This is a genomic window from Sphingopyxis sp. L1A2A, from assembly GCF_005502465.1.
In the GTDB taxonomy this organism is placed as follows: Bacteria; Pseudomonadota; Alphaproteobacteria; order Sphingomonadales; family Sphingomonadaceae; genus Sphingopyxis.
In genome coordinates this window covers 10,969-34,672 of sequence record NZ_SCOT01000032.1, presented here as the reverse complement: position 1 = coordinate 34,672, position 23,704 = coordinate 10,969, and the positions used below count along the sequence as shown (strand labels likewise).

18 protein-coding genes are annotated in these 23,704 nt (G+C 67.3%); 10 read left to right on the top strand and 8 right to left on the bottom strand.

Annotated features, from left to right (window positions below; translation table 11 throughout):
* Nucleotides 1–164: 164 nt before the first annotated feature.
* The 5 genes from FFS68_RS14615 (at nucleotide 165) to FFS68_RS14595 (ending at nucleotide 3,470) form a co-directional block, all read left to right on the top strand.
* On the top strand, nucleotides 165–650 hold the full coding sequence (locus FFS68_RS14615; RefSeq protein ID WP_137753930.1) for a hypothetical protein: 486 nt from the start codon (nucleotides 165–167) through the stop codon (nucleotides 648–650).
* A gap of 55 nt (nucleotides 651–705) precedes the next feature.
* Complete coding sequence (locus FFS68_RS14610; protein ID WP_137753929.1) at nucleotides 706–1,086, top strand: metalloregulator ArsR/SmtB family transcription factor; 381 nt, start codon at nucleotides 706–708, stop codon at nucleotides 1,084–1,086.
* Between the two features lie 2 nt (nucleotides 1,087–1,088).
* Nucleotides 1,089–1,622: an SRPBCC family protein gene (locus tag FFS68_RS14605; RefSeq protein ID WP_137753928.1), complete on the top strand. Its 534-nt coding sequence runs from the start codon at nucleotides 1,089–1,091 to the stop codon at nucleotides 1,620–1,622.
* 251 nt (nucleotides 1,623–1,873) lie between these two features.
* Complete coding sequence (locus FFS68_RS14600) at nucleotides 1,874–2,452, top strand: phosphoribosyltransferase family protein (protein ID WP_137753927.1); 579 nt, start codon at nucleotides 1,874–1,876, stop codon at nucleotides 2,450–2,452.
* Nucleotides 2,445–3,470: an adenosine deaminase gene (locus FFS68_RS14595; protein WP_137753926.1), complete on the top strand. Its 1,026-nt coding sequence runs from the start codon at nucleotides 2,445–2,447 to the stop codon at nucleotides 3,468–3,470. Before FFS68_RS14600 ends, FFS68_RS14595 begins: the two co-directional genes overlap by 8 nt.
* A 479-nt stretch (nucleotides 3,471–3,949) precedes the next feature.
* On the opposite strand, the gene FFS68_RS14590 is transcribed toward FFS68_RS14595, so the two are convergent.
* The 7 genes from FFS68_RS14590 to FFS68_RS14560 form a co-directional block, all read right to left on the bottom strand.
* Nucleotides 3,950–4,990, bottom strand: a complete 1,041-nt coding sequence (locus FFS68_RS14590; RefSeq protein WP_137753925.1) for a rod shape-determining protein — start codon at nucleotides 4,988–4,990, stop codon at nucleotides 3,950–3,952.
* A 224-nt stretch (nucleotides 4,991–5,214) separates the two neighbouring features.
* Entirely contained in the window at nucleotides 5,215–5,691 is a 477-nt protein-coding gene (locus FFS68_RS14585; protein ID WP_137753924.1) for a hypothetical protein, read from the bottom strand.
* A gap of 94 nt (nucleotides 5,692–5,785) precedes the next feature.
* Complete coding sequence (locus tag FFS68_RS14580) at nucleotides 5,786–6,160, bottom strand: reverse transcriptase-like protein (RefSeq protein WP_137753923.1); 375 nt, start codon at nucleotides 6,158–6,160, stop codon at nucleotides 5,786–5,788.
* A gap of 16 nt (nucleotides 6,161–6,176) precedes the next feature.
* On the bottom strand, nucleotides 6,177–8,270 hold the full coding sequence (locus FFS68_RS14575) for a TonB-dependent receptor plug domain-containing protein (protein ID WP_249340174.1): 2,094 nt from the start codon (nucleotides 8,268–8,270) through the stop codon (nucleotides 6,177–6,179).
* Nucleotides 8,267–9,007, bottom strand: a complete 741-nt coding sequence (locus FFS68_RS14570) for a hypothetical protein (protein ID WP_137753922.1) — start codon at nucleotides 9,005–9,007, stop codon at nucleotides 8,267–8,269. Before FFS68_RS14570 ends, FFS68_RS14575 begins: the two co-directional genes overlap by 4 nt.
* Nucleotides 9,008–9,118: 111 nt before the next feature.
* Nucleotides 9,119–10,855, bottom strand: coding sequence for a M56 family metallopeptidase (locus tag FFS68_RS14565; protein ID WP_171003898.1), 1,737 nt, complete (start codon nucleotides 10,853–10,855; stop codon nucleotides 9,119–9,121).
* Nucleotides 10,852–11,229, bottom strand: a complete 378-nt coding sequence (locus FFS68_RS14560) for a BlaI/MecI/CopY family transcriptional regulator (protein WP_137753920.1) — start codon at nucleotides 11,227–11,229, stop codon at nucleotides 10,852–10,854. The genes FFS68_RS14565 and FFS68_RS14560 overlap by 4 nt, the downstream gene beginning before the upstream one ends.
* Before the next feature lie 399 nt (nucleotides 11,230–11,628).
* Here FFS68_RS14560 and FFS68_RS14555 point away from each other — a divergent pair, with 399 nt between their 5' ends.
* From FFS68_RS14555 to chrA, 3 genes are all read left to right on the top strand, one after another.
* Entirely contained in the window at nucleotides 11,629–15,165 is a 3,537-nt protein-coding gene (locus FFS68_RS14555) for a CHAT domain-containing tetratricopeptide repeat protein (protein WP_171003897.1), read from the top strand.
* A gap of 69 nt (nucleotides 15,166–15,234) precedes the next feature.
* Nucleotides 15,235–16,206: a magnesium and cobalt transport protein CorA gene (locus FFS68_RS14550; RefSeq protein WP_137753918.1), complete on the top strand. Its 972-nt coding sequence runs from the start codon at nucleotides 15,235–15,237 to the stop codon at nucleotides 16,204–16,206.
* 143 nt (nucleotides 16,207–16,349) lie between these two features.
* Nucleotides 16,350–17,540, top strand: a complete 1,191-nt coding sequence (chrA, locus tag FFS68_RS14545) for a chromate efflux transporter (protein WP_137753917.1) — start codon at nucleotides 16,350–16,352, stop codon at nucleotides 17,538–17,540.
* Here the strand turns inward: chrA and FFS68_RS14540 are convergent.
* Nucleotides 17,535–18,191, bottom strand: a complete 657-nt coding sequence (locus FFS68_RS14540) for a glutathione S-transferase family protein (RefSeq protein WP_137753916.1) — start codon at nucleotides 18,189–18,191, stop codon at nucleotides 17,535–17,537. The two genes, chrA and FFS68_RS14540, sit on opposite strands and share 6 nt — an antisense overlap.
* A 174-nt stretch (nucleotides 18,192–18,365) precedes the next feature.
* On the opposite strand from FFS68_RS14540, the gene FFS68_RS14535 reads away from it, so the two are divergent.
* Together FFS68_RS14535 and FFS68_RS14530 are read left to right on the top strand one after the other, a co-directional pair.
* On the top strand, nucleotides 18,366–19,985 hold the full coding sequence (locus FFS68_RS14535; protein WP_137753915.1) for a CHASE domain-containing protein: 1,620 nt from the start codon (nucleotides 18,366–18,368) through the stop codon (nucleotides 19,983–19,985).
* Nucleotides 19,969–23,697: a hydantoinase B/oxoprolinase family protein gene (locus FFS68_RS14530; RefSeq protein WP_137753914.1), complete on the top strand. Its 3,729-nt coding sequence runs from the start codon at nucleotides 19,969–19,971 to the stop codon at nucleotides 23,695–23,697. Before FFS68_RS14535 ends, FFS68_RS14530 begins: the two co-directional genes overlap by 17 nt.
* The last annotated feature ends 7 nt before the right edge of the window (nucleotides 23,698–23,704 follow it).

Below are 23,704 nucleotides of genomic sequence, written 5' to 3'. Positions count from 1 at the left end.
GGTAGCGCAGGAAGCGCGAGCCGACCCCGGCCGAGGTCGGCTCGCGCTTCCTGCGCTACCTGCCTTTCATCACTATCGCGCATTTTGTCATCGGCCTGCCGGCGCTGATCGCCTCGCTCGCGCTCGCCTATTTCGCCTTCGTCCAGGCCGATGCGACGCGCAAGATGCAGACCGGCGGCGCGATGCCCTTTGTCACCTTCGGCACCAGCAATGTCGATGACGAGGGCAAAGCCGATATTTCGCTGTCGCTCACCAACAATGGCGTCGGCCCGGCGATCCTCGGGCCGATCGAGATCCGCTATCGCGGCAAGCCGGTGGCGAACCCGATCGCGCTGCTCGACGCCTGTTGCAGCGGCGGCGAAGCGACCGCGCTATCCTTTGCCACCTCACCGTCGACCGGCGTCGCGCTGCGCCCCGGTGAGAGCCTGCGTTTCCTTGGCTTGCCGCGCACCCCCGCCAACGAGGCGACGTGGCAGGCGTTCAACAAGGAACGGTGGAAGATGTCGGTGCGCTCCTGCTATTGCTCGATCTTCAACGACTGCTGGATCACCGAGGGGATGCAGGGGCTGCCCCGGCAGGTAAAAACATGCCCCGCCGACTGGTCGCTCTATCGCGAAGACGCGGGAAAGCGGCTGGCGGGAACGCGCTAAAGGTTAATTAAACCATCTGGTTGACAATCTCGTCGAATCGATCATATTCAACCATATGGTTGAATATGATTCGCAAACCCTCGACACGATTTTCCATGCCCTTGGCGACGCGACGCGACGCGCGATGCTCGGCGACCTCGCGGTCGGCGACCGCACGGTGGGCGAGCTTGCGGAACCCTTCGCGATGTCGCTCGCCGCAGCGTCGAAGCATATCAAGGTGCTCGAAGCCGCGGGGCTGATCCGCCGCGATGTCCGCGGCCGCACCCATGTCTGCTCGCTCGAACCGATGCCGCTGATGTCGGCCGACCAGTGGCTCGGCGTCTATCGCCGTTTCTGGACCAACCGCCTCGACACCCTCGAACAATTGCTGCGCGCCGACGATGCCGCAACGCCACATCCCCCCAAGCCGCCCCTCCCCGGGACAGAAGGAGAATGACGATGACTATCATGACGACCGACCAGGATTATGGCGTGGTGACCGAGGACGCGACCCTGACGCTCGAACGCCTGCTCCCCGGCCCGATCGAACGCGTCTGGTCGTATCTCGTCGACAGCGACCTGCGCCGCCAATGGCTCGCTGCGGGTGCCATGGAACAACGCGTCGGCGCGCCCGTCGACCTGGTCTGGCGCAACGACGAACTGACCGACCCGCCCGGCGCGCGCCCAGACGGCATGGACGATGAGCATCGCATGACCTGCGAAATCCTTGAAATATCGGCCCCGAACCGGTTGGCGATCAGCTGGGGCAGCACCGGCGGCGTGACGCTCTTGCTGCAGGAAAAGGGCGACGATGTCCTGCTGACGATCATCCACCGCCGCGTCGCCGATCCCGCGGTGCTGCTCAATGTCAGCGCCGGCTGGCATTCGCATGTCGATGTGCTCGAAGCCAAACTGCGCGGGACCGCGGCGACTCCGCACTGGGACAATTTCGTCCGCCTGCGCGGTGACTATGCGGCACGACTGAAGGGCTGATCGCACCAGCGCGTCCGGCAGCAAGGGGCTGCGCGAGCAGCCCCTTGCTGCCGCCTTGATTCGGCCGATTGTGGACGCTCTCTCTTCCCTTCGTCATTCCCGCGAAAGCGGGAACCCAGCGAGCCACCGTTGCGCGCTGGGTTCCCGCTTTCGCGGGAATGACGACGAGGGCGTAGGGCCGCTCCCCATCCCAAAGCCGACGTTCATCCATCACCTTGCGGACGGCATCCCACCCGATTACTCCCGCACCCATGACCGCCGACAAAATCTTCATCAGCGCCAACGACCTCCTCGCCGATTCGCTGCGCCTCGGCATGCAGGTGATCGACAGCGGTTTCAAACCGACCCACCTCGTCGGCATCTGGCGCGGCGGCGCGCCGGTCGGGATCGCGGTGCAGGAATTGCTCGATTATCATGGCACTCACTGCGACCATATCGCGATCCGCACCTCGTCCTACCACGGCATCGACCGCCAGGATCCGCACGTCAAAGTGTTCGCGCTCGGCTATCTGATCGACACCCTCGACCCCGACGACCGGCTGCTGATCATCGACGATGTGTTCGATAGCGGGCGCAGCATCCGCGCCTTCATCGCCGAACTGAAAGCACGCTGCCGCCACAATATGCCGCGCGACATCCGCATCGCCACCGTCTGGTTCAAACCGCACCGCAACGTCACCGATCTGCGCCCCGATTTCTTCGTCCACGAAACCGACCAGTGGCTGATCTTTCCGCACGAAATCGACGGGCTGACCATCGACGAAATCCGCCGCCACAAGCCCGAGGCGGCGATCATCCTGCGCGAGGAAGAGGGCAACCGCGATGCATGATGGTTTCGCCTCGGCCAGCGACCGCGCCGCTTATATCAACGGCCTGCCCAAGGCCGAGCTCCACCTCCATATCGAAGGCTCGCTCGAACCCGAACTGATGTTCGAACTCGCGCAGCGCAACGGCGTAACGATCCCCTTCGCCAGCGTCGAAGAGGTGCGCGCGGCTTACGCCTTCTCGAACCTTCAGGATTTTCTCGACATCTATTATCAGGGCATGGGCGTCCTCCACACCGAACAGGATTTCCACGACCTCACCGCCGCTTATCTGGCGCGCGCTCATGCCGACGCGGTGCGCCACGTCGAAATCTTCTTCGATCCGCAGGGGCATACGGCCCGGGGCGTCGCGTTCGGAACCGTCATCACCGGCATCACGCGCGCGCTCGATGATGCGCACGCGCGCTATGGCATCACCTCGAAACTCATCATGTGCTTCCTCCGCCACCTCAGCGAAGCCGACGCCGAGGCGACGCTCGACGAAGCGCTGCCCTATCTGGGCCGCATCGACGGGGTCGGGCTCGACAGCTCCGAAGTCGGCCATCCGCCGTCGAAATTCACCCGCGTCTTCACCCGCGCCCGCGCCCTTGGCCTCAAGATCGTCGCCCACGCCGGTGAGGAAGGCCCGCCCGCCTATGTTTACGAAGCGCTCGACCTGCTGGGCGTCGACCGCGTCGACCATGGCAACCGCAGCCTTGAAGACCCCGCCCTCGTCGCGCGCCTCGCCACCGCGGGCATGACGCTCACCGTCTGCCCGCTGTCAAACCTGAAGCTGTGCGTCGTTGGCGACGTCGCCGACCACCCGCTGAAAATCATGCTCGACGCGGGACTCCGCGCCACGGTGAACAGCGACGATCCCAGCTATTTCGGGGGGTATGTCAACGCCAACTATTTGACCGTCGCCGACGCGCTCGACTTGTCAAAGGCCGAGCTGATCACGCTGGCGCGCAACAGCTTCACCGGCTCGTTTTTGGATGACGCGGCGAAGGCAAAGCACCTCGCGGCAATCGCCGCCTACACCTGACCCCTTATCAGCGAAGGTCGGCTTGCGACCAGTTGCGGACATTCTTCTCCCCTCCCTTCCAGGGAGGGGTCGGGGGTGGGTGGCCGCCGAAGGCGGCACTCTGCCTCGGCTCGCTAGCGCTCGCACCCACCCCTAACCCCTCCCTGAAAGGGAGGGGAACGTCTTAAATCCACCCCAAAGCCGCCATCAACCGCTCGGAAAAAACGCTGTCCTACATTATTCCGCTGTGCGAGCCTTCGCGTCAGCTCTTTCAATTTGTCAACAAAAGTGGTCGCCGCCCGGATTCCGGAGACGGTCAGGATCCGGCGGCCATATGTCCGCCGAGCGCGACAAATGCCGCGCTGCACGAGGCTGAACTTTCCTGAACTTTGGCATGATGGCCGGTCCATGCGCCGGCCGGATCGCGGCCCCGCCCCTGGATAACCGAAGACGGCTATGTCCGCTCCCACCCCTTACCGGTCGTCCACATTCAACGGAATTCAAGCCGCGATCAGCACCCCATGGTACGACCGGTCCTCGAACGCCAGACCCGCGCCCATCGCGACACAGATCAGCGCATTTTCGGCGACCCGCACCGACAATCCGGTCGCCTCGGCAATCGCGACGTCCATCCGGCGCAGCAGCGCGCCGCCGCCGGTCAGGGTGATCCCCTCGTCGATGATGTCGGCGGACAATTCGGGCGGCGTCTGCTCCAGTGCGGCGCGCACCGACGCAACGATCTGCCCGACCGGTTCGGCCAGCGCCTCGGCAATCTCGGCCTCGGACACCCGCACTTCCGACGGGCGCCCGTTGACCAGGTCGCGGCCCTTGACCCCGATCACCATGCCGTCGCCCTCGGGCGCCACCGCACAGCCGATCGCCAGCTTGACGCGCTCGGCGGTCATTTCGCCGATCATCAGATTATGTTTGCGGCGGATGTAGGACGAGATCATGTCGTCCATCTTGTCGCCGCCGACGCGCACCGAATTGCTGTACGCGATGCCGCCCAGCGACAGGATTGCGACCTCGGTCGTGCCGCCGCCGATGTCGACGACCATCGCGCCCATCGGTGCCGTCACCTGCAACCCCGCACCGATCGCCGCGGCCAGTGATTCCTCGATCAGCTGCACCGACACGGCGCCCGCGTTCGACGCGGCATCGCGGATCGCGCGGCGTTCGACCATCGTCGATCCCGACGGGACGCAGATCACGACATTGCTGCGCTGGCGCAGGCGGCTCGGCCCGCCCAACGCCTTGTCGATGAAATGCTTGATCATCTGTTCGGCGACATCGATGTCGGCGATCACCCCGTCGCGCAGCGGACGGATCGCCTGGATATTGCTCGGCGTCTTGCCCATCATCAGCTTGGCCTCGTTGCCGACGACCTTGACGCGCCGCACCCCGTCGCGCGTTTCCAGCGCAACGACCGACGGTTCGTTCAAAACGATACCCTTGTCCCTTACATAGACGACGGTGTTCACGGTCCCCAGATCGATGGCCATGTCATGCGCGGCCGAACCGAACCGATTAAAGAATTTCATACGCGCCGAACGCCCCTTGGTCATGCTGATGGAGAATCGGGGGCGCGCGCGGTCACGCCCGCAACACCCGTGGATTTCGGCTTGTGACGATGGTTAAATCGCGTCAACGGCCGAGGCGCAGACCGTTGGTTTATCAGGTCCGGACGAGCCAAAGTCGCCATTTGCCGCCGCCGAGCCACGGTTCGTCGCTCGGACCGCTCATCTGCCAACGGTCAGGGCGGACCCTAGCCGCGGGTCGGCATGAGGAACTTCAGCCCCTGCAATTTGACGATCTGGTCGTCGATGCACAGCGGCGCGGCGATCAGGCGCATCCAGCGCGGCTCTGCGGTGACAGGCTTGATTTCGACGTCCAGGGTGAAGCCGCGGCGGTGCCGGATCGCATAGGCGCGCAATTTCTCCATCGCGGCGCGCGATCCCTCTTCATACAGCGCGACGGTTTCGGCGCGCGTCACCGCCGCCCCGCGCGGCAGGCCGAAAATGTCATAAACCTCGTTCGACCAGCTCAGCCGGTTGTTGTCCGTCAGGTCGCATTCCCACCAGCCCGGCTGGCCCCCGGCCGGCCGGTCATTCGCGACAAGGTCGGCCATGTCGGCGACCGCATCGAGCGTGTCGGGGCCGTGCAGCTGCCCCAGCTCGAAATAGCGCGCGCGCTCATACAGCGGCCAACTATGGTGAACGGGCAAGGGATGGGTCGGCTTCAACGCACCAGTCTTTCGTCATTTTGTATGGGGATAGCGGCATCCCCCTAACAACGACTAGTACATGTCTATTACCCGATCGGCAATTTTCTTGCCGTCAGCGCCGCGCCAGCGCAATTCCGGCCAGATTCTGGGTGCGCTTGATGTGGCGGACGCGCGGCGGCGGACCGTCGCCGACCAGCGCCCGAAATGCCGCCAGATGCGCCGCCGCGCCGCGGCGCGCCGCGACCGCTCCAGTCGCCTGTGCGACCACCGCCGCGGCATCGCCGAGCAGGACAAAGTCGGTCAGCCCGCGCGCCTGCGCCGCCCGCAGCGCCGCGATCAGCGCCAGCCATTCGGCGTCCATGCTGCTTCCCGTCCCGACGTCGCGGTCGATCGCGGCGACCCCGCCGATGACGACCGCAATCTCCATCGCACCGGGATTGGGGCGGCACCCGCCATCGAAATAGATTTTGGTGCGGCGCGGCTTCATGACGCCGCTATAGCCCCTAGAACTTCCCCCGCACCGAAAATGAGAAAATCGGCCCGATCAGCCGGTCGCGTTCTTCGACAAACGCGATCGGGCTGTCGCCGCGCAGCCCGGTATAGACAATGCGGTCGCGCTTCGACCGGGCGTTGGCGATGTTACGGATCTGCGCCCTTACCGTCAGCCCCATGACATTTTTATGCTCGACAAACACATTGGCGAACACCGGCCCTTCCCACAGCTTGTCGATCTGGGTCCGGCGATAGCTCGGTTGGTAATGGCCATAATTCGCCCCCGCGCCCCACGCCCAATCGCCGCCCGGAATGTCATGGCGGACACTCGCTTCGATCACCTTGTCGGTAAAGCCGCTCCACTGGCGCTTCTCGCCGGTGAACGGATCGCGCAGCGAGCTTTTCTGTAACAGCACCTTGGTTTCGACCTTCATCCCCTTGATCCCCGCGGGGTCGAGGTTGATCGTCGCGGTCCAGTCGATCGCCCCCGCTTTCGCCTTGGCGATATTGCCCACTGCTTCGCCAGTGGCACCGACCGGGACGACATCGACGCGATCCTCGACGTCGCGATAGATCAGCACGACCTTGGTCGAACCCCAGGCGCCGAATTTCTTGTTGATCTCGGCCTCATAGGTCCAGTCCTGCTGCGGCCGCAGGTCGTTGTTGCCCTCATTCTGGTTGCCGTCGTTCAGGAACGCGCGCGCCAGAAAATCATAAAAGGACAATTGCAGCACCCGCCGCCGCAACTTCACCGACACGTCGAAATCGGCCGTCGGCGTCCACGCCAGCGAGATCGAGCCCTTCGGCCGAAAGAAGGTGCGCGTCAGCCCGTTCATCCCGGTCTGGGTGATCGTCGAATGTTCAGCCCCCGCAATGATCTGGAAATTCAGCTTGTCGGTCAGCTTGCGGCCAAAGCTCAGCAATCCTTCATAACGATCCTCGCTGACCCCGCCGGTGCCGCCGGCGAACGGCTGCTCAACAAACACCCCCGACTGATCGAGCACCGCAATCGACGCGACATTGTCCAGCGTGTTGAACGCCGCCTCGCCCGACAATTGCCAGTCGCCGCCAAACATCTTCCACTGATATTCGCCGCGCCCGATCGTCTCGCCCAGGTCGCCGGTCTGCGCGAAACGGTCGCCGGTCGCGGTCCCGCCCACCGGCGTCGTCACTATCTCCTGCAAATAGGGTTCGTGGCTGAATCGGCGCAGCCCGATCAGCTTCAGCTTTCCCGGCCCGACCCCGAACTGATAATCGCCGCTGACCTCGTAATTCCAGCTGTCGGCATTTTCATACACGGTGCGGGTCCGGTCGGGCTGCCCGGGTCCGACCCGCACCCCATCCTCAAAATAACGATCATATTTGCGCTGATAATGGCCGCCGAAATTGGCCACCGTGTCGCCCGCGGGATCCCAGGTGATCCGCCCCGACAGCTTCGGGGTGTCATAATGGGTGTTCCAGGCGTCCTCGCGCCGCTCGATGATATTGCCCGCGCCATCGCGGATCAGCGTCGGCCCACCGGCGCCGCTGCGCGCCGATTCGTCATTGCTCAGCGCCGCTTCATATTCGATATCGCCCGACCGCCCGCGCACCGACACGTCGGCGCGGGTGAACAGCGGGTCGGTGTAATGGGCGCGAAATTCGGGGCGCCACGAAAACTGCCCCGAAAAGGCCGCGGCGCGATAGACGATATTGGCGACCTGCCCCGACAATCCGGGAATATCCAGCGTCGCACCATCGACAATCTCGATCCGCTCGACATTGCCCGCCGGGATGCGCGACAGCTGGGTGTACATATCGTCGCCCTTGTTCGACGGCCGCTCGCCGTTGAACAGCACATTGCCCGTCGCCTGCCCCAGCCCGCGCAGATTCTCGTTGTCGCGGATCGAAAATCCGGGAACCTGATTCAGCATGTCATAAGCGTTTGTCGGCGCGTAACGGGCAAAGTCGGCGGGGGTATACACCTGCCGCGCCGCGCCGTTCGTGCTGGCCGGAACCTCGGCCGCTGCGGGCGGCGGCGTATCGCCGCTCGCCGGCGCCTCCTGACCCCTTGCGGGCATCGACAGCGCGGCGGCGAGCGCGATCAGGCTGACCGGGCGCATCATTGTGCCGTTCCCCGCGCCGCGCGGTTCATCGCCACCGCATAGTCGCCGGTCACGCCCAGCGCCTTCATGCCGACAACATCGTCAGCGCTCAGCCTGCGGTATCCCGCCGCCGCCAGCCCACGCACATAAGCGCCATCGACGCCCAGCGCCTTGCACGCGATCGCATCGTCGATATCGGTCAGCACCAGCGCCTCCGATTTGAGGTCGCGGACATAGTCAGGGGTCACGTCCAGCGCCGCCGCCGCGATCAAATCATCGGTGTCCTGGGGCTTGACCCCCGCGGCGATCAGCCCGTCGGCAAGCTCGATCGTCGCATCGACCAGCACCATCGCGAGCAGGTCGCTGCGCCGCCCCGGCGCCAGCCCGCGTTCGCCCAGCGCCGTCTCGAATTTGGGGTCGGAGGTGAAGCGGCAGCCGCCCGCACCCTCGAACGCGCGCGCCAGCGTGCCCGTGCAAGCCAGCGTCCCGGCGCTATGGACGACGGTAAAGGACACCGGTCCGCCGCTGCCCTGCAACGCCGCGCGCACCGGCGCCAGTTCGCGCCGCGCGCCGTCCAGCGACACATCGCTGTTCGACTGTTTGTAACGGACGCGCAGCTGCGGTTCGCTGTTGCCGGTTGCGGCGGCCGCGGTCCACGCGATGTCGCGCATCACCAGCGTGTCGGCGGCGGTGCTCGGCGCGGCGCAGGCAAGGACGGTCAGCAGCGCGGCGCTGGTGGCGATCAGGGGGGCTTTCATACGGACACTCCTTTGGCCGGCGCCGGACGAGCGTCATCGCTCGCCCCCGCAGCGGCGTTTCAAAACAACAGTTCGATCAACGATGGTCAGGCTTGGACGGACGTCCGGGCGTCAGCCGGTCGGCGGCACCGGCGGTTCGGGCGGTTCGGCGAATTCGATCCGGGCGACGCGGCCATCGCCACTGCGCGCTTCCATCACCCCGTCGGCGCCGATGCTAACCGCCGCACCATGCTGCGACCTCGCGGCTGTCGGGCGCGGCGTCGGCCGGGGCTTTGCGCTCGGGCGGAACATTCCGGTGGCGCGCAGTTCGATCGCATCATCGGCGCTCCGCATCTTCACGCCTGCCTTTTGCATGTCGGTGACAAAGTCGCAGTCGACCCCCATTGCGCGCAGCGCGACGACGTCGTCGATGCCGATGTCGGGGAAATGCGATTTCATGTCGCGGGCGAAGCCGGGTTCGATGTGCAGCGCCGACGCGCCGATCAGTTCGTCGACATCGACCCCCGGGAAGATTTGCCGCATCGAGCGGATATAGGCCGGGTCGACCCCGCTCGCCTTCGCCGCGATCAGCGCGTCAGCGTCCATCGCGCCGCCATGTTCGCGCATTTCGGCGGCATATTCGGGGGTCACCCCGACCGCGCGCAGGCTCACCAGCTGTTCGGCGGTCAGCTGTTCGGCGGTCGCAGCCGCCGCGACGGCGTCCTCCCGCGCGTCGGCGCTTGCCGCCACCGCGACCCGCGACGATGCCATGGCGGATTTCTGCGCGGCAAAGTCGGTCGCCTGCGCCTCCTTCGCGGTCACCGTCTCTTCGGCGGCCGTCGCCGAAAAAGCGGCGAGCGGCGCGGTCACCCCCGCCAGCACGACCAGGCTCATCAACACCCAGCTCGCGCTCGCCGGCCCGCGCTTCAGGCTGGCATCGAGGACGCGGGTGATCCGGCGTTTCAGGCTGCCATGCGACGGCGCGACGCCATGCGCCGCCATCAGCGCCGCCTTGTTGTCATGGCGCGCCGCGCCGACCAGCAGCGTCGCGTAATCGGGGCCGTCGATGTCGGCCATCAACACCGCATCGTCGGCGGCTTCCTCGCGCAATTGATGGCTCTCGCGCGCCAGCATCCACACCAGAGGATTGAACCAGAACAGCGCGCAAGCGACGCGCGAAGCGAGCAGCTTCGCCCAGTCGAGGCGGGCGATGTGCGCCAGTTCGTGCGCGATGATCGCCTCGGCCTCGCCGACCGCCTGCACCGCTTTCGGGCTCAGCACGATCGTCGAGCGCAGCAGCCCCCAGCTGATCGGCGAGCGCAATTCGTCGCTGACCAGCAATGCGGTGCCATGTTTGAACCCCATCCGCCGCTGCGCCTCGGCCAGCGCCGACAGCCACGATCGCTCGACCAGCACTTCGGCGCGGCCGCGCATCGCGAACAGCCGCAGCACCGCGAGCATCATCACTCCAAACAACAGCGCGAGCGGGACAAGATAGAGAAAGGGGGCCAGGTCGGCCCCCGCCGACAGGCTGATCGGCGGTGATCCGGCGGTGCCGGCCACGGCAGGGACTGAAGCCGTGGCTGCGACCGGATCAACCGCCGATCCCCCTGTATCGATGGTGGCGCCTGCGGTCGGCGCCGCCGCGGCAACCCAGCGCGCGGGCAGCGGCTGCCACAGCGGCAAAACCAGGGTGGCCACCGGCAGCACCAGCAGCGCGAGCAGGCCGACATGCGCGACCAGCGACCGCTCACCCGCCGATCGCGTCCGCGCCAGCCGCAACAGCCCCAGCGTCAGCCCGGCGATCAGGGCCGATTTCCAGGCGAGACCGACCAGCGTCGCGGGCTCGATCATCATGTCGCTCATCATTTCGCCCTCCCTTCGCGCGCCTGCCCGATCAGCTTTTCCAGCTCGTCGAGTTCGGCCCCGCTCATTTCGTCCTGCATCCCCAGCAGCGCCGCGGCGGCGCTCGTCGCCGATCCGTTGAAAAACACCCGCACCACCTGGCTCAGCGCCGATTTGCGCGCGGTCTTGTCCGACACGCTCGGCGCATAGACAAAGCCGCGCTCCGACGCCTCGCGCACGACAAAACCCTTGGCCTCCAGCCGCTTGAGCATCGCGCGGATCGCCGATCCCGACAGTTCGTCGGACAGCGCCTCGCCAATCTCGGTCACCGTCGCGGCACCGCGCTCGTACAAGACATCAACAATCTCGCGTTCCCGCGGCGGCAAACTGGACAACATGCGACTCACCTCATGCGCTACATTTGTAGCGTGCTACATTTGTAGCGCGTCCTTGGCAAGGGGTTTTGTTCGGGTAATACAGTTTGGGGCGGCGGCACCGACTATGCTCATTTTCGTCATCCCGGCGAAGGCCGGGTTCTCACCCTCTCGGGGTTACGCGCCGGCGAGAACCCGGCCTTCGCCGGGATGACGAGCTAAGTAACGGCAGCTCACCCCAAATGTACCGGGTCACCACCCCGCCCCGCGCAAGTGATCCCCATCACATCGCCGCAAACCCGCGCCTTCTAATCGCCGATCGACACCCGCCGCTGCCGTTCACCGCGCCATTGCGCCAACCCACAGATGACAATATCCCAATTTTATCACTATCTTGGGTCAAAACAGGGAAAATTCCGCTTCATGGCCGACCGTCGACATCGCCTTCTCGCCCTGCTCCTCGCCGCGCCGCTCGGGGCCGCCGCGCCGCTGGCCTTCGCGCAGGATGCGGCGCCCGTCGGCACGCCGCCCGCCAGCACCCTCAATGCCGACCAGCAAAAGATGCTCGACCTGATGAACCGCGGTATGGACCTCGAGCGCGAGGGCAAGCTGGGCGAGGCGGAGGCGGTCTATCGGCGCTGGATCGACGAAGCGACGAAGCGCTACGGCGCCGACGACCTGCTCACCAGCTTGGGCTACCGTCTGATCGCCGGAAGCCTCGAGGCGCAGAACCAGCTGGCCCCCGCCGAACCCTATTGGCGCCGCCTGCTTGCGATCAATACCAAAATCCTCGGGCCGCAGGACGACCAGACGCTCACCGCCACCGGCTTCCTCGCCACCAACCTCGCCAAACAGGGCCGCCCCGCCGAGGCGCTGTCGCTGCGCCGCGACCTGCTCGCGGCGCGCACGGCGCAGTTTGGCGAACAACATGCCAAGACAATCGCCGCCACCGGCAACCTCGCCGGGCTTTTGATCGAACTCGGCGACATGAAAGGCGCCGAACAGCTGTTCCGCCAGGCGCTCGCCGCCAATCTTGCGCTGCACGGCGAACAGCATCGCGAAACCGCGTCGCAATATGCCAATCTCGCGGTCACGCTGCGCAGCCTCGGGCGCTTCGACGAGGCCGCGGCGATGCTCGACAAGGCGCTGGCGATCGACGAGGCGCTGACCGGCCCGAACGGTCCCGACGTTGCGCTGCATCATTATAACCGCGCGGTGAATTTCACCGAACTCAGCCGCTATGCCGATGCCGAGACGGCGGCGAACCGGGCGCTCACCATCTGGCGCGCGACCAAGGGCGACGACAGCCCCCAGGCCGCGCTCGGTTACACCGTGCTCGGGTACAGCTACGGGCTGACCGGGCGCTTCGGCGACGCCGACACCGCCTATCGCAAGGCGCTGGCGCTCCGCACCAAATGGCTCGGCGCGGGGCATCCGCTAACCGCCGAGGCGACGAATAACCTGGCGCTCAACATAGAAAATCAGGGCTTGCCGCCCAGCACCGTCGAACCGCTGCTGCGTCAGGCGCTCGACACGACGCGCCGCGCCTATGGCGAAAGCAACGAGCGCACCGCGACGATGTACGCCAATGTCGCGCATAATCTGAACCAGCAGGGCCGCTATGGCGAGGCCGAGCCAATGTATCTGCGCGCGCTCGAGATTCAGGGCGGCATCGCCGGCCGCGACCATCCCTCCTTCGCCTCGACGCTGATCAACTTCGGCTATCATTTGCGCGAAGCCGGGCAAGCCGCGCGCGCCGAACCGCTGATGCGCCAGGCGCTGGGCGTCTTTCGCGCCAAATTCGGCGAGGATAATCCCGAAACCGCATGGGCCTATCTCAGCCTCGGCACGACGCTCGGCCATCTTGGCCGCCATGCCGAAGAGGCCGACATGACCAGCAAGGCGCTCGCCATCCGCCGCCGCCTGCTCGGCGAGGATCACCCGCTGACCGCTGTCGCCTATAACAATGTCGCCTCGGCGCTGGTGCGCAGCGACCGCAGCGGCCCAGGCGACCGCGCCGCCGAACCCAATTACCGCCAGTCGCTCGCGATCCTGCGCCGCAGCCTGGGCGAAGCGCATATCGACACCGCACGCGCCTATGAAAATCTGGCGCTGACCCTGCTCCGCCAGGGCAAGGCGGCCGAAGCCGAGCCGCTGGCGGCCAAAGCGGTCGCGATCCTGCGGCGGCTCAACCAACAAAGCGCCGCAGGCGGCGGCGCCGTCGGGCTGGCGGCGCTCGACCGGCAACAGGCGGCGCCCGACCGCGGCATCTTCACCACCTATATGAATGCCGCTTTCGGGCTGATGGACGTTACCCCGGGCGCGGCGCAGCAGGCGGAGATTCAGGACCGCGCCTTCCGCGCCGCGCAGGATGCGATCGCGTCGGCATCGGGCCGCGCGGTGCTGCAAACCGCCGCGCGCGACGCCGCCAAGACCCCGCAAATGGCCGAAGCGGTACGCCAGGAACAGGATCTCGCCGCCAAGGCGAACCTGATCGACAAAAATCTCCTCCGTGCGCTGGGCGACCGCAAACCGGTGGAGGCGGCGCGGCTGCGCGGCGAGCTCGACGGCGTGCAGGCCCAGCTGGCCGAGGTCAGCGCGCTGATCGACAAGAAATATCCCTCCTATCGCCAGCTGGTGGCACCGCAGCCGATCAGCCTGGCCGAGGCGCGACAGGCGCTCCAGCCCGGCGAGGCGCTGCTGCTGATGACCGAGGCGGCGAACACTTTTCACCTGTTCGTCGTCACCCCGACCGCGGTCGGGTGGAGCCGCCCGGCTAAGGACATCACGGTCATCCTCAAACAGATTTCGGACCTGCGCTGCGACGTCGATTTTGCCACCTGCTCGGCGGCGCGCAAAGCCGAGCTCGACGCGCAGGCGATGTCGCCGATGGAGCTTGAGGGCCATCGCCGCTTCGATCTCGACACCGCGAACGCGCTCTACACGTCGCTGATCGCGCCGATCGAACCGTTGCTCAAGGACAGCAAGCGCATCTATGTCGCCAGCTCGGGCAAGCTCGGCGATCTGCCGCTCGCGATGCTGTCGGCGACCGCGCGGCCCGCGGGCGCCGACGTCGCCGATCCGGACACGCTTGCCCGCGCCGCCTGGCTGTCCGATCGCTACGCCTTTACCAGCCTGCCCGCGGTCGCGGCGCTGACCCTGACCCGCGATCCGCCGCGCGGCCGCCGCAGCAACAGCTTTCGCGGCTATGGCGCCCCCGTCCTGGTCGGCGGCGACACCGGATCGCGCGCCGCCCGCGGCATCGCGGTGTTCGACGCCGTCTCCGAATCGGGCTCGCCGCTCGCCGATCCCGACGCGCTGCGCCGGCTGGCGCCGCTGCCGGGGACCAAGGTCGAGCTGGCGGCGATGGCGCGGCTGTTCGGCGTCACGCCCGGCAATCTGACCATCGACGGCAAGGCGACCGAGGCGGCGCTACGTCAGGATCCGGCGCTGGCAACGAGCGAGGTCATCGCGATCGCCACCCACGGCCTGCTCCCCGACCCATCGCTCGGGCTCGGCGAGCCGGGGCTGGTGCTCACCCCGCCGACCACCGCGAGCGACATGGACGACGGGCTGCTCACCGCGACCGAGGCGGCGCGGCTGACGCTCTCGGCCGACTGGGTGATCCTGTCGGCGTGCAACACCGCGTCGGCGGAACATTCGGGCGGCGGCGACAGCCTTTCGGCGCTGGCGCGCGGTTTCCTCTACGCTGGCGCCGACGCGCTGCTCGCCAGCCACTGGCGCGTCTCGGACGAGGCGACCGCGGTCTTGACCGTCGAAACGCTGCTGGCCCGGCGCGCCAACCCGGCACTGTCGCGCGCGCAGGCGCTGCAACTCGGGATGCAGGCGGTGCGCACCGGCAAGCGCGCCGACGGCAGCGCGATTGCGGGATGGAAAGCCGATTGGGTGCATCCCGCCGCCTGGGCTGCTTTCACCAACATCGCCAACCGCGACGATTGACCGCACAGCGCATTTCCCTTCGCCGCCGCGCCGATTATAGGGGCGGCAGTTCCAGGGAGTATATTGCCGATGCCGATCATGGCCGCCCGCGTTTATCATGACGGCAAGCTCGTCCGCGATATCGGCCCCGACGAGGAACTGCCGGTCGACTGCGACGAGGGCGATTTCTTCTGGCTCGGCCTGTACGAGCCGACCCCCGGCGAGCTCGAGGGCATCGCCAAACGCTTCGGCCTCCACCCGCTCGCGGTCGAGGATGCGACCAAGGCCAAGCAGCTGCCCAAGGTCGAGGTTTACGGCGACCAACTGTTCATCATCGCCAGCACCGGCAACCTGGGCAGCGGTACGATCCAGTCGGGCGAGACCGCGATCTTTGTCGGGCGCCACTTCATCGTCACCGTCCGGCATGGCTCGGCGCGCGCGCATACCGAGGTGCGCGCGCGGCTCGAAACCTTGCCCGCCAAGCTCGCGCATGGCCCCGATTATGTCCTTTATGCGATCCTCGATTTCATCGTCGACGGCTATTTCCCGCTGATCGACGCGATCGAGGACCGCATGCTGACGGTCGAGGACAGCGTGATGGACACCCCGCTCGACGCCGCCGAAATCCGCCAGCTCTATGCGCAGCGTCACGAGGTTATCCGGTTCCAGCGGCTCGCCGGCCTGATGAAGGAGGTCGCCGGGCGCCTCGCGGGCGAGGATGATCTGCCGTGCATCGACGGCGCGGTGCGGCCGTTCTTTCGCGACATCTGGGACCATGTCCAGCGCGCCGAATTCCGCCTCACCGGCCTGCGCGACGTCGCCGCATCGGTCATCGAAACCAACGGCATGCTCGAACAGCAACGCCAGGGCGTCATCACCCGCCAGCTCGCCGCCTGGGCCGCAATCCTCGCCGTGCCGACCGCGATCGCCGGGATCTACGGCATGAATTTCGAATTCATGCCCGAACTCGACTGGGCGCTCGGCTATCCCTTCGCGCTGGCCCTGATCTTCGGCGGCTCGGGGCTCGTCTTCTGGCGCTTCAAAAGCATCGGCTGGCTGTAGAAACCGCGCTTGACACCACGCTGCGCCTTCTTTGATAGGAACGCCAACGGGCCAACGCGGACGCCCGTTCAGATGGCCAACAAAACTTCGGCGCCATCCAAGTCCGCTCCACCCGCCGCAACCGCGGCGCTCGGAGCGTTGATATGACCCCTCTCCCGCCCCCAACCGACCCGTCGCAGCTCAGCCTGCTCGCGCTGTTCCTCAAATTCCTGCGCTTCGGCGCGCTGGCGTTCGGCGGCCCGGTCGCGCAGATCGCGATGCTGCGCCAGGCACTGGTCGATGAGGAACGCTGGATCGATCCCGGGCGCTTCAACCGCCTGCTCGCGGTGTTGCAAGTCCTGCCCGGCCCCGAAGCGCACGAGCTATGCGTCCACCTCGGGATGATCGCGCGCGGGCGGATCGGCGGCTTGCTTGCCGGGCTCGGCTTCATGCTGCCGGGCCTGCTGCTGATGCTGCTCGCGGGCTGGCTCTATGTCACCTGGATCGCGGGCGACGCCGGGCTGACCGGCGTCCTGCTGGGCGTGCAGATTGCGGTACTCGCGATCATCCTGCGCGCCGTCGTTCGCATCGGCCAGCACATCATCGAGGACCGCCTGCTCGCCGCGATCGCCGTCGCCAGCCTGCTCGCGACGCTCGCCGGGGTGCCGTTCTGGATCCCGCTCGCCGCGGGCGGGCTCGCCTATGCCGCCGCGCAGCGCCCGCTGATCGCGCTGGCGGTCGTCGTCGCCGCCTTCGCCGCGCAGCAATTCGCCGCCCCCGCTACCGCCACCGCGCTGGTCGCGGGCGCCGCGGGCGCCCCGATCACCCTGCTCGCGCTGTTCGTCGCGGGGCTGAAGGGCGGCCTGCTGACCTTCGGCGGCGCCTATACCGCCATCCCCTATGTGCGCGCCGACACCGTCGGGCGCGGCTGGGTCGGCGACGCAACCTTCCTCGACGGCATCGCGCTCGCCGGGGTGCTCCCGGCGCCGCTCGTCATCTTCGCGACCTTTGTCGGCTATGTCGTCGGCGGTCCCGGCGGCGCGCTTGCGATCACCGCGGGGATGTTCCTGCCCGCCTTCGCTTTCTCATTGATCTTTTTCGAGCGGCTGGAGGCGGTGGTCGAAAACCCGGCGCTCCACCGCCTGCTCGCCGGGGTCGCCGCCGCGGTCGTCGGCATCATCGCCGCGACCTTTGTCCAGCTGGGCGAAGCGACCGCCGCGCGCGTCACCGCGCCGCTGCCCGCGGTCCTGCTTTTCGCCGCCGCGCTCACCGTCGTCTGGCGGGTCAAGGGCGCGTGGGTGACCCCCGCGATCGTCGCCGCCGCCGCGCTCGCCGGATGGCTGGTGCCGCTATGACGCCGGCGCCATCACCCGGGCCATCATCCGTTCTTCCTTGGCGATCCACGGCGCGATGCTCGGGCGCGACAGGATCGCCTCGCTCCACGCCGCGGCCTTGGGATAGGCCGCGGCATCGACCCCACAGCCGCAGTGGCGCAAATTCATCAGCGGCGACGCCACCGCCAGGTCGGCCAGCGTCAGCCGGTCGCCGACCAGAAACCCCGACGCCGGGATCGCGCTTTCCAGATACGCCAGCAGCTTGGGCAGCTCCTCGCTCTCGGCCAGCGCCGCTGCCGCCAGATCGCCCTCGCGCCCCAGGAATTTCGGCGCAACGATACGGTTGAAGAACATCTTGCCGCCGCACGCCGCCAGCACCGTGTCGCCAAATTCGTCCCACCAGATCACCCGCCCACGCTCCTGCGGATCGGTCGGGATCAGCGCCGGTTCGGGATATTTCGCTTCCAGATAATGGATGATCGCGCTCGAATCGGCCAACGTGAAGCCGTCATCCTCCATCGCCGGCATCTTGCCCAGCGGCGACGCGGCGCGGAACCCCGGATCGGGATCGCCGATCCCGACCCCCTTCAGCTCGAAATCGATCCCCTTTTCGCCCAGATACGCGAGCAATTTGCGCACAAAAGGCGACACCAGCGAGCCATAGATAATCATCGCATCTCTCCCGATCCTGTGTGCCGTTATCATAGGCAAAAGGTTGCGGTCCGCAACCCATCGTCGACCCTGCCAGGCTTGCACGAAATATTCTTGCTATCGGCTGCGCGGCGTGGAACATCGGGACCGCGAGGGGGGCGCTGCTGCGGCAGCCAGCAGGCAGGACTGAACTCAATGCGCCCGAATTCATGGGCTGATCGGCTGTTGGCGTTGCTCGTCCGGTTTGTCGGCTTGGTCATCCTGCTCGCCGCCGCCGCCGCCGCCGCCGCCAGCTTTTTCTACAACCAGTCGGACGAGGCCGAACAGGCCGAGCGCGTCGCAACCCAGGTCAACATGCGGCTGCACGATCATGTCGCGGTGCTGAAGGGCGTGCGTGCCCTCTATCAGTCCGACAGCGCCGCCAGCGGTCCCGGCATCCGCGCCTATCTCGCCGCGCTCCAGCCACAGGTGCAGGCGCCGGGCATGGAAGGCGTCGGCATCGCGGCCGCGATGCGCGCCGGAACGCCCGCCGCGCTCGAAGCCAAGCTGCGCGAAAATTACAGCCGCGATATCAAGGTGTGGCCGACGACCGATCAGCCGATCGGTTTTGCCGTGGTGCTGGTCGAACCCTATACCCCGCGCCGCAATGCCGCGCTCGGTTTCGACATGTACAGCGAACCGACGCGCCGCGCCGCGATGCGCCGCGCGTGGCAAACCGGCCAGCCCGCCGCAAGCGGCATCGTCCAGCTGGCGCAGGAAAAGGCGTCAAAGGTCAAGCAGCCGGGGTTCCTGATCTACCTTCCGGTCTATGCCCGCAGCCCGGTTGGCACCAACCCCGACACGCTCGCGACCGCGCCCGGCACCCGCGCGGTCGAGGGGTTCGTCTATGCGCCCTTCCGCACCCACGACATGATGAAAGCGGTGCTCGGGTCACAGCTCGATGGCATCGACGGGATCGAGGTCTATGCCGGCGAAGGCCCCGCGGCGCCGCTCGTCTTTCGCAAGGGCGCGATGGGCTGGGACGCGCATCAGCAGGTGCTGCGCGTCGCCGACCGCCAATGGACGATGCGGATATCCTATGGCCGCTTGCTCGAACGGCTCGGCCGCCCGCTCGGCATCCTGCTCTTCGGCGTCGCGCTGGCGCTGCTCGCGACCCAGCTCCACCGCGTCCAGCAACGCCGCGTCGGCACGCTGCAGCGGCTGGCCGAGGAAAAGGCCCGCCACGCCGAAGACCGCGAATTGATGATCGGCGAAATGGCGCACCGGATGAAAAACGCCTTTGCGCGCATCGGCGCGCTGGCGCGGATCACCTTGCGCGAATCGTCCAGCCTCGAGGAATTCGAGACCAAGTTCGACGGCCGTATGCGCGCGCTGTCCGACGCCAAGCAGATGCTGGTCACCGGCGCCGTCGACAGCGTCGAACTGGGCAAGATCGTCCGCCGCGAACTCGAACTCGCCGGCTGGTCGCCCGACCGGCTCGCCGCGACCACTGGCCCCGACGTCAGCCTCGACGACGAAGGCGCGCAGGCGCTGTCGCTCGCGATCCACGAATTCGTGACCAACAGCATCAAATATGGCGCGCTCGCGGGGCACGGCGACCTCGTCGTCGGCTGGCGCCGCGACGGCGGCGATATCGAGCTCAGCTGGACCGAAAGCGGCCTGCCCGAAACCCCGCAGATCGACAGCGAGAGCTTTGGCACCCACTTCATCCGCTCGCTGATCGAACGGCAGCTGAAGGGCAGCTGGCAACGCAGCGCGGTTGACAACAGCCTCGCCATCGTCATTCGCTGGCCGGACAATGGCCCTGCAAACTGACGACCGCTGGCAGATCTGGATCGACCGCGGCGGCACCTTTACCGATGTCGTCGCGCGGTCGCCCGACGGCGTTGTCGTCACCACCAAATATCTCAGCGAAGACCCCGCGCGTCCCGGCGACGCCGCGGTCGGCGCGATCCGCGACCTGACCGGTGCGGCGGGCGGCGCGCTGCCGCCGCTCGCGATCCGCATGGGCAGCACGGTGGCCACCAACGCGCTGCTCGAACGCAAGGGCGAACCAACGCTGCTCGCGATCACCCGCGGCTTCGGCGACGCGCTGACCATCGGCTATCAGGACCGCCCCGACTTGTTCGCCCGCCGCCTCGACCGCATCCCGCCCCCGCACGCTGCGGTTGCGGAGATCGCCGAGCGCGTCGGCCCCGGCGGCGAAATCCTGACCCCGCTCGACGAGGATGCCGCGCGCGCCGCGCTGCAATCCGCGCGCGACCGCGGCCTCACCAGCATCGCGATCGTGCTGATGCACGGCTACCGCTACCCCGACCACGAACAGCGCCTCGCCGCCATCGCCGCCGACCTCGGCTTCACCCAAATCTCGACCAGCCACGATGTCAGCGCGCTGATCAAGCTGATCGGCCGCGGCGACACGACGCTCGCCGACGCCTATCTCTCGCCCGTCCTCCACCATTATGTCCGGCAATTCGTCGCGCAACTCGGAGACGGCGTCGACCCGCAGTTCATGAAAAGCTCGGGCGGCCTTGCCTCCGCCGCCGCTTTCCACGGCCGCGATGCAATCCTCTCCGGGCCCGCGGGCGGCATCGTCGGCATGGTCGGCAGCGCCGCGCCGCTCGGCAAGACCCGCCTGATCGGCTTCGACATGGGGGGCACCTCGACCGACGTCAGCCACTATGCCGGACGCCTCGAGCGCGACAATGAAACGATCGTTGCGGGCACGCGCATCCGCGCCCCGATGCTGCGTATTCATACCGTTGCCGCCGGGGGAGGCTCGATCTGCCGCTGGGACGGCGCGCGGCTGTCGGTCGGCCCCGAAAGCGCGGGGGCGAATCCCGGCCCCGCCGCCTATGGCCGCGGCGGGCCATTGACGGTCACCGACTGCAACGTCCTGCTCGGCAAGATCCAGCCCGATCATTTCCCCAAACTCTTTGGCCCGCGCGGCGACCAGCCGCTCGACCGCGATGTCGTCGCACGAAAATTCGCCGCCATGGCCGCCGAAGTCGGCAACATCACCCCCGCCGCCCTCGCCGAAGGCCTGCTGAGCATCGCGGTCCAGCAGATGGCAAACGCAATCAAACGCATCACCATCGCGCGCGGCCATGATGTGACACAGGGCTACAGCCTCGTCGGCTTCGGCGGCGCCGCGGGCCAGCATGTCTGCCTCGTCGCCGACGCGCTCGGGGTCGATGAAATCCTCCTCCACCCGCTCGCCGGGGTACTCTCGGCCTATGGCATGGGGCTCGCGCGCCCGTCGGCGATCCGCGAACGCACGCTGGCGTTGACGCTCGACGCCGATTGCACCGCCGCCCTCGCCGCGGTCGAAACCGAGCTATCCGCGCAAGCACGCGCCGACCTGACGCCTGGCGCCGACACCAGCCGCGAAACCCTGCTGTTCGTCCGCCTCGCCGACAGCGACAATGCGATCGAACTGCCGCTCGCGCCGCCTGCAGACGTCGCCACCGCCTTCGCCGCCGCCTTCCGCCAACGCTTCGGCTACGCCCCGCACAACAACCTCGTCGTCGACCGCATCCGCGTCGAACTGACCGAGGCGAGCGACGCGCAGGCGACGCTGCCACCCCCTGCGCCCGGCGCCGAAACCGCCCCCGAAACCGTCACCACTTGGCTCGCCGGGGCATCGCACGCTGTCCCGCTCCACCAGCGCGTCAACCTCGCGCCGGACCGCGACATCCCCGGTCCCGCGATCATCATCGACGCACTTTCCACAACGGTGGTCGAACCGGGGTGGACGGCGATCGTGGAGCATGAGGGCACGTTGCGGCTCAGCAAGGCCTCGACGATCCTCCCCATCGACTCGCGATGGGGAGGTGGCAGCCCCGCAGGGGCTGACGGAGGGGTCGCGAGCGAAGCGAGCGCGGCGCTCTCGACCCCTCCACCATCCTTCGGGCGGTCCCCCTCCCCATCGCAAGGCAATGGGGAGGATCAATCCGAACCCGACCCCGTCCGCCTCGAAATCTTCAACAGCCTGTTCATGGCGATCGCCGAGGAAATGGGCGGCGCGCTGCAGCACAGCGCCTCGTCGATCAACATCCGCGAGCGGCTCGACTTTTCCTGCGCGATCTTCGACGGCACCGGCCGCCTCGTCGCCAACGCCCCGCATATGCCCGTCCACCTCGGCTCGATGGGCGAAAGCGTGCGCACCATATTGCGCCAGCGCGGGTCCGGGGCGGACGGCATCCCGCGCGACGGACGCGGCCTGAGGCGCGGCGACGCTTACGCGCTTAACGCTCCCTACGACGGCGGCACCCACCTCCCCGACATCACCGTCATCATGCCGGTGTTCGTCGCCGATCAGCCTGCCCCCGCCTTTTTTGTCGCCGCGCGCGGCCATCACGCCGACCTTGGCGGCATCGCGCCGGGATCGATGCCGCCGAACAGCCGCAGCATCGAGGACGAAGGCATCATCTTCGACAATATCCTCCTCGTCGACGACGGACATTTCCGCGACGCCGCGATCGCCGCGCATCTGATCGATAGCCCCTTCCCGGCGCGCAACCCCGCGCTCAACATCGCCGATCTGAAGGCGCAGGTCGCCGCCTGCCAGCGCGGCGCCAGCGCGCTCGCCGACCTCTCCGCCGCGCACGGCGCGGCGACCGTCGCCGCCTATATGGTGCACGGTCAGGATCAGGCCGAAGCCGCGGTCCGCCAGCTCCTCGCGCGGCTCGGCGACGGCCAATTTCGCTACGCGATGGACAATGGCGCCGAGGTCGTCGTCGCGGTGACGGTCGATCGCGATGCGCGCCACGTCACCATCGACTTCACCGGCTCCAGCGCCACCCTGCCCGACAATTTCAACGCACCGCTCCCTGTCGTCCGCGCCGCCGTCCTCTACGTCCTGCGCACGATGCTCGACGACCCGATCCCGATGAACGAAGGCTGCCTCGCCCCCGTCACGCTGATCGTTCCCGAAGACTCGATGCTCTCGCCCAGCTATCCCGCCGCGGTCGTCGCGGGCAATGTCGAAACCAGCCAGGTCATCACCGACGCGCTGTTCGCCGCCTTCGGCGCGATGGCGCCAGCACAGGGGACGATGAACAATTTCACCTTCGGCAACGACGCCCACCAATATTATGAAACGATCGCCGGCGGCTCGGGCGCCGGTCCCGGCTTCAACGGCACCAGCGTCATCCAGACGCATATGACCAACAGCCGGATGACCGACCCCGAGGTGATGGAGGCGCGCTTCCCGGTGATCGTCGAGGAATTTGCGATCCGCAAAGGTTCCGGCGGCGCAGGCCAATGGACGGGCGGCGACGGCGCCACCCGCCGCATCCGCTTCCGCGAGCCGATGGCCGCGAACATCCTCGCCAATCGCCGCAGGATCGCGCCCAGCGGCCTCGCGGGCGGCGCCGACGCCACCCCGGGGCGCAACTGGGTCGAACGCGCCGACGGCACGACCGAAGCGCTCGGCGCTACCGGCAGCGCCGACCTTGCTGCGGGCGATGCCTTCGTGATCGAAACGCCCGGCGGCGGCGGCTACGGAAAATCGGGGGAGGAATAATTTGCAA

Excerpts from the sequence above, each read along its gene's own strand:
- FFS68_RS14615 (WP_137753930.1), top strand. The coding sequence starts at position 165 with ATGCAGACCGGCGGCGCGATGCCCTTTGTCACCTTCGGCACCAGCAAT.
- FFS68_RS14610 (WP_137753929.1), top strand. The coding sequence starts at position 706 with ATGGTTGAATATGATTCGCAAACCCTCGACACGATTTTCCATGCCCTT.
- FFS68_RS14605 (WP_137753928.1), top strand. The coding sequence starts at position 1,089 with ATGACTATCATGACGACCGACCAGGATTATGGCGTGGTGACCGAGGAC.
- FFS68_RS14600 (WP_137753927.1), top strand. The coding sequence starts at position 1,874 with ATGACCGCCGACAAAATCTTCATCAGCGCCAACGACCTCCTCGCCGAT.
- FFS68_RS14595 (WP_137753926.1), top strand. The coding sequence starts at position 2,445 with ATGCATGATGGTTTCGCCTCGGCCAGCGACCGCGCCGCTTATATCAAC.
- FFS68_RS14590 (WP_137753925.1), bottom strand. The coding sequence starts at position 4,990 with ATGAAATTCTTTAATCGGTTCGGTTCGGCCGCGCATGACATGGCCATC.
- FFS68_RS14580 (WP_137753923.1), bottom strand. The coding sequence starts at position 6,160 with ATGAAGCCGCGCCGCACCAAAATCTATTTCGATGGCGGGTGCCGCCCC.
- FFS68_RS14575 (WP_249340174.1), bottom strand. The coding sequence starts at position 8,270 with ATGATGCGCCCGGTCAGCCTGATCGCGCTCGCCGCCGCGCTGTCGATG.
- FFS68_RS14570 (WP_137753922.1), bottom strand. The coding sequence starts at position 9,007 with ATGAAAGCCCCCCTGATCGCCACCAGCGCCGCGCTGCTGACCGTCCTT.
- FFS68_RS14565 (WP_171003898.1), bottom strand. The coding sequence starts at position 10,855 with ATGATGAGCGACATGATGATCGAGCCCGCGACGCTGGTCGGTCTCGCC.
- FFS68_RS14560 (WP_137753920.1), bottom strand. The coding sequence starts at position 11,229 with ATGTTGTCCAGTTTGCCGCCGCGGGAACGCGAGATTGTTGATGTCTTG.
- FFS68_RS14555 (WP_171003897.1), top strand. The coding sequence starts at position 11,629 with ATGGCCGACCGTCGACATCGCCTTCTCGCCCTGCTCCTCGCCGCGCCG.
- FFS68_RS14550 (WP_137753918.1), top strand. The coding sequence starts at position 15,235 with ATGCCGATCATGGCCGCCCGCGTTTATCATGACGGCAAGCTCGTCCGC.
- chrA (WP_137753917.1), top strand. The coding sequence starts at position 16,350 with ATGACCCCTCTCCCGCCCCCAACCGACCCGTCGCAGCTCAGCCTGCTC.
- FFS68_RS14540 (WP_137753916.1), bottom strand. The coding sequence starts at position 18,191 with ATGATTATCTATGGCTCGCTGGTGTCGCCTTTTGTGCGCAAATTGCTC.
- FFS68_RS14535 (WP_137753915.1), top strand. The coding sequence starts at position 18,366 with ATGCGCCCGAATTCATGGGCTGATCGGCTGTTGGCGTTGCTCGTCCGG.
- FFS68_RS14530 (WP_137753914.1), top strand. The coding sequence starts at position 19,969 with ATGGCCCTGCAAACTGACGACCGCTGGCAGATCTGGATCGACCGCGGC.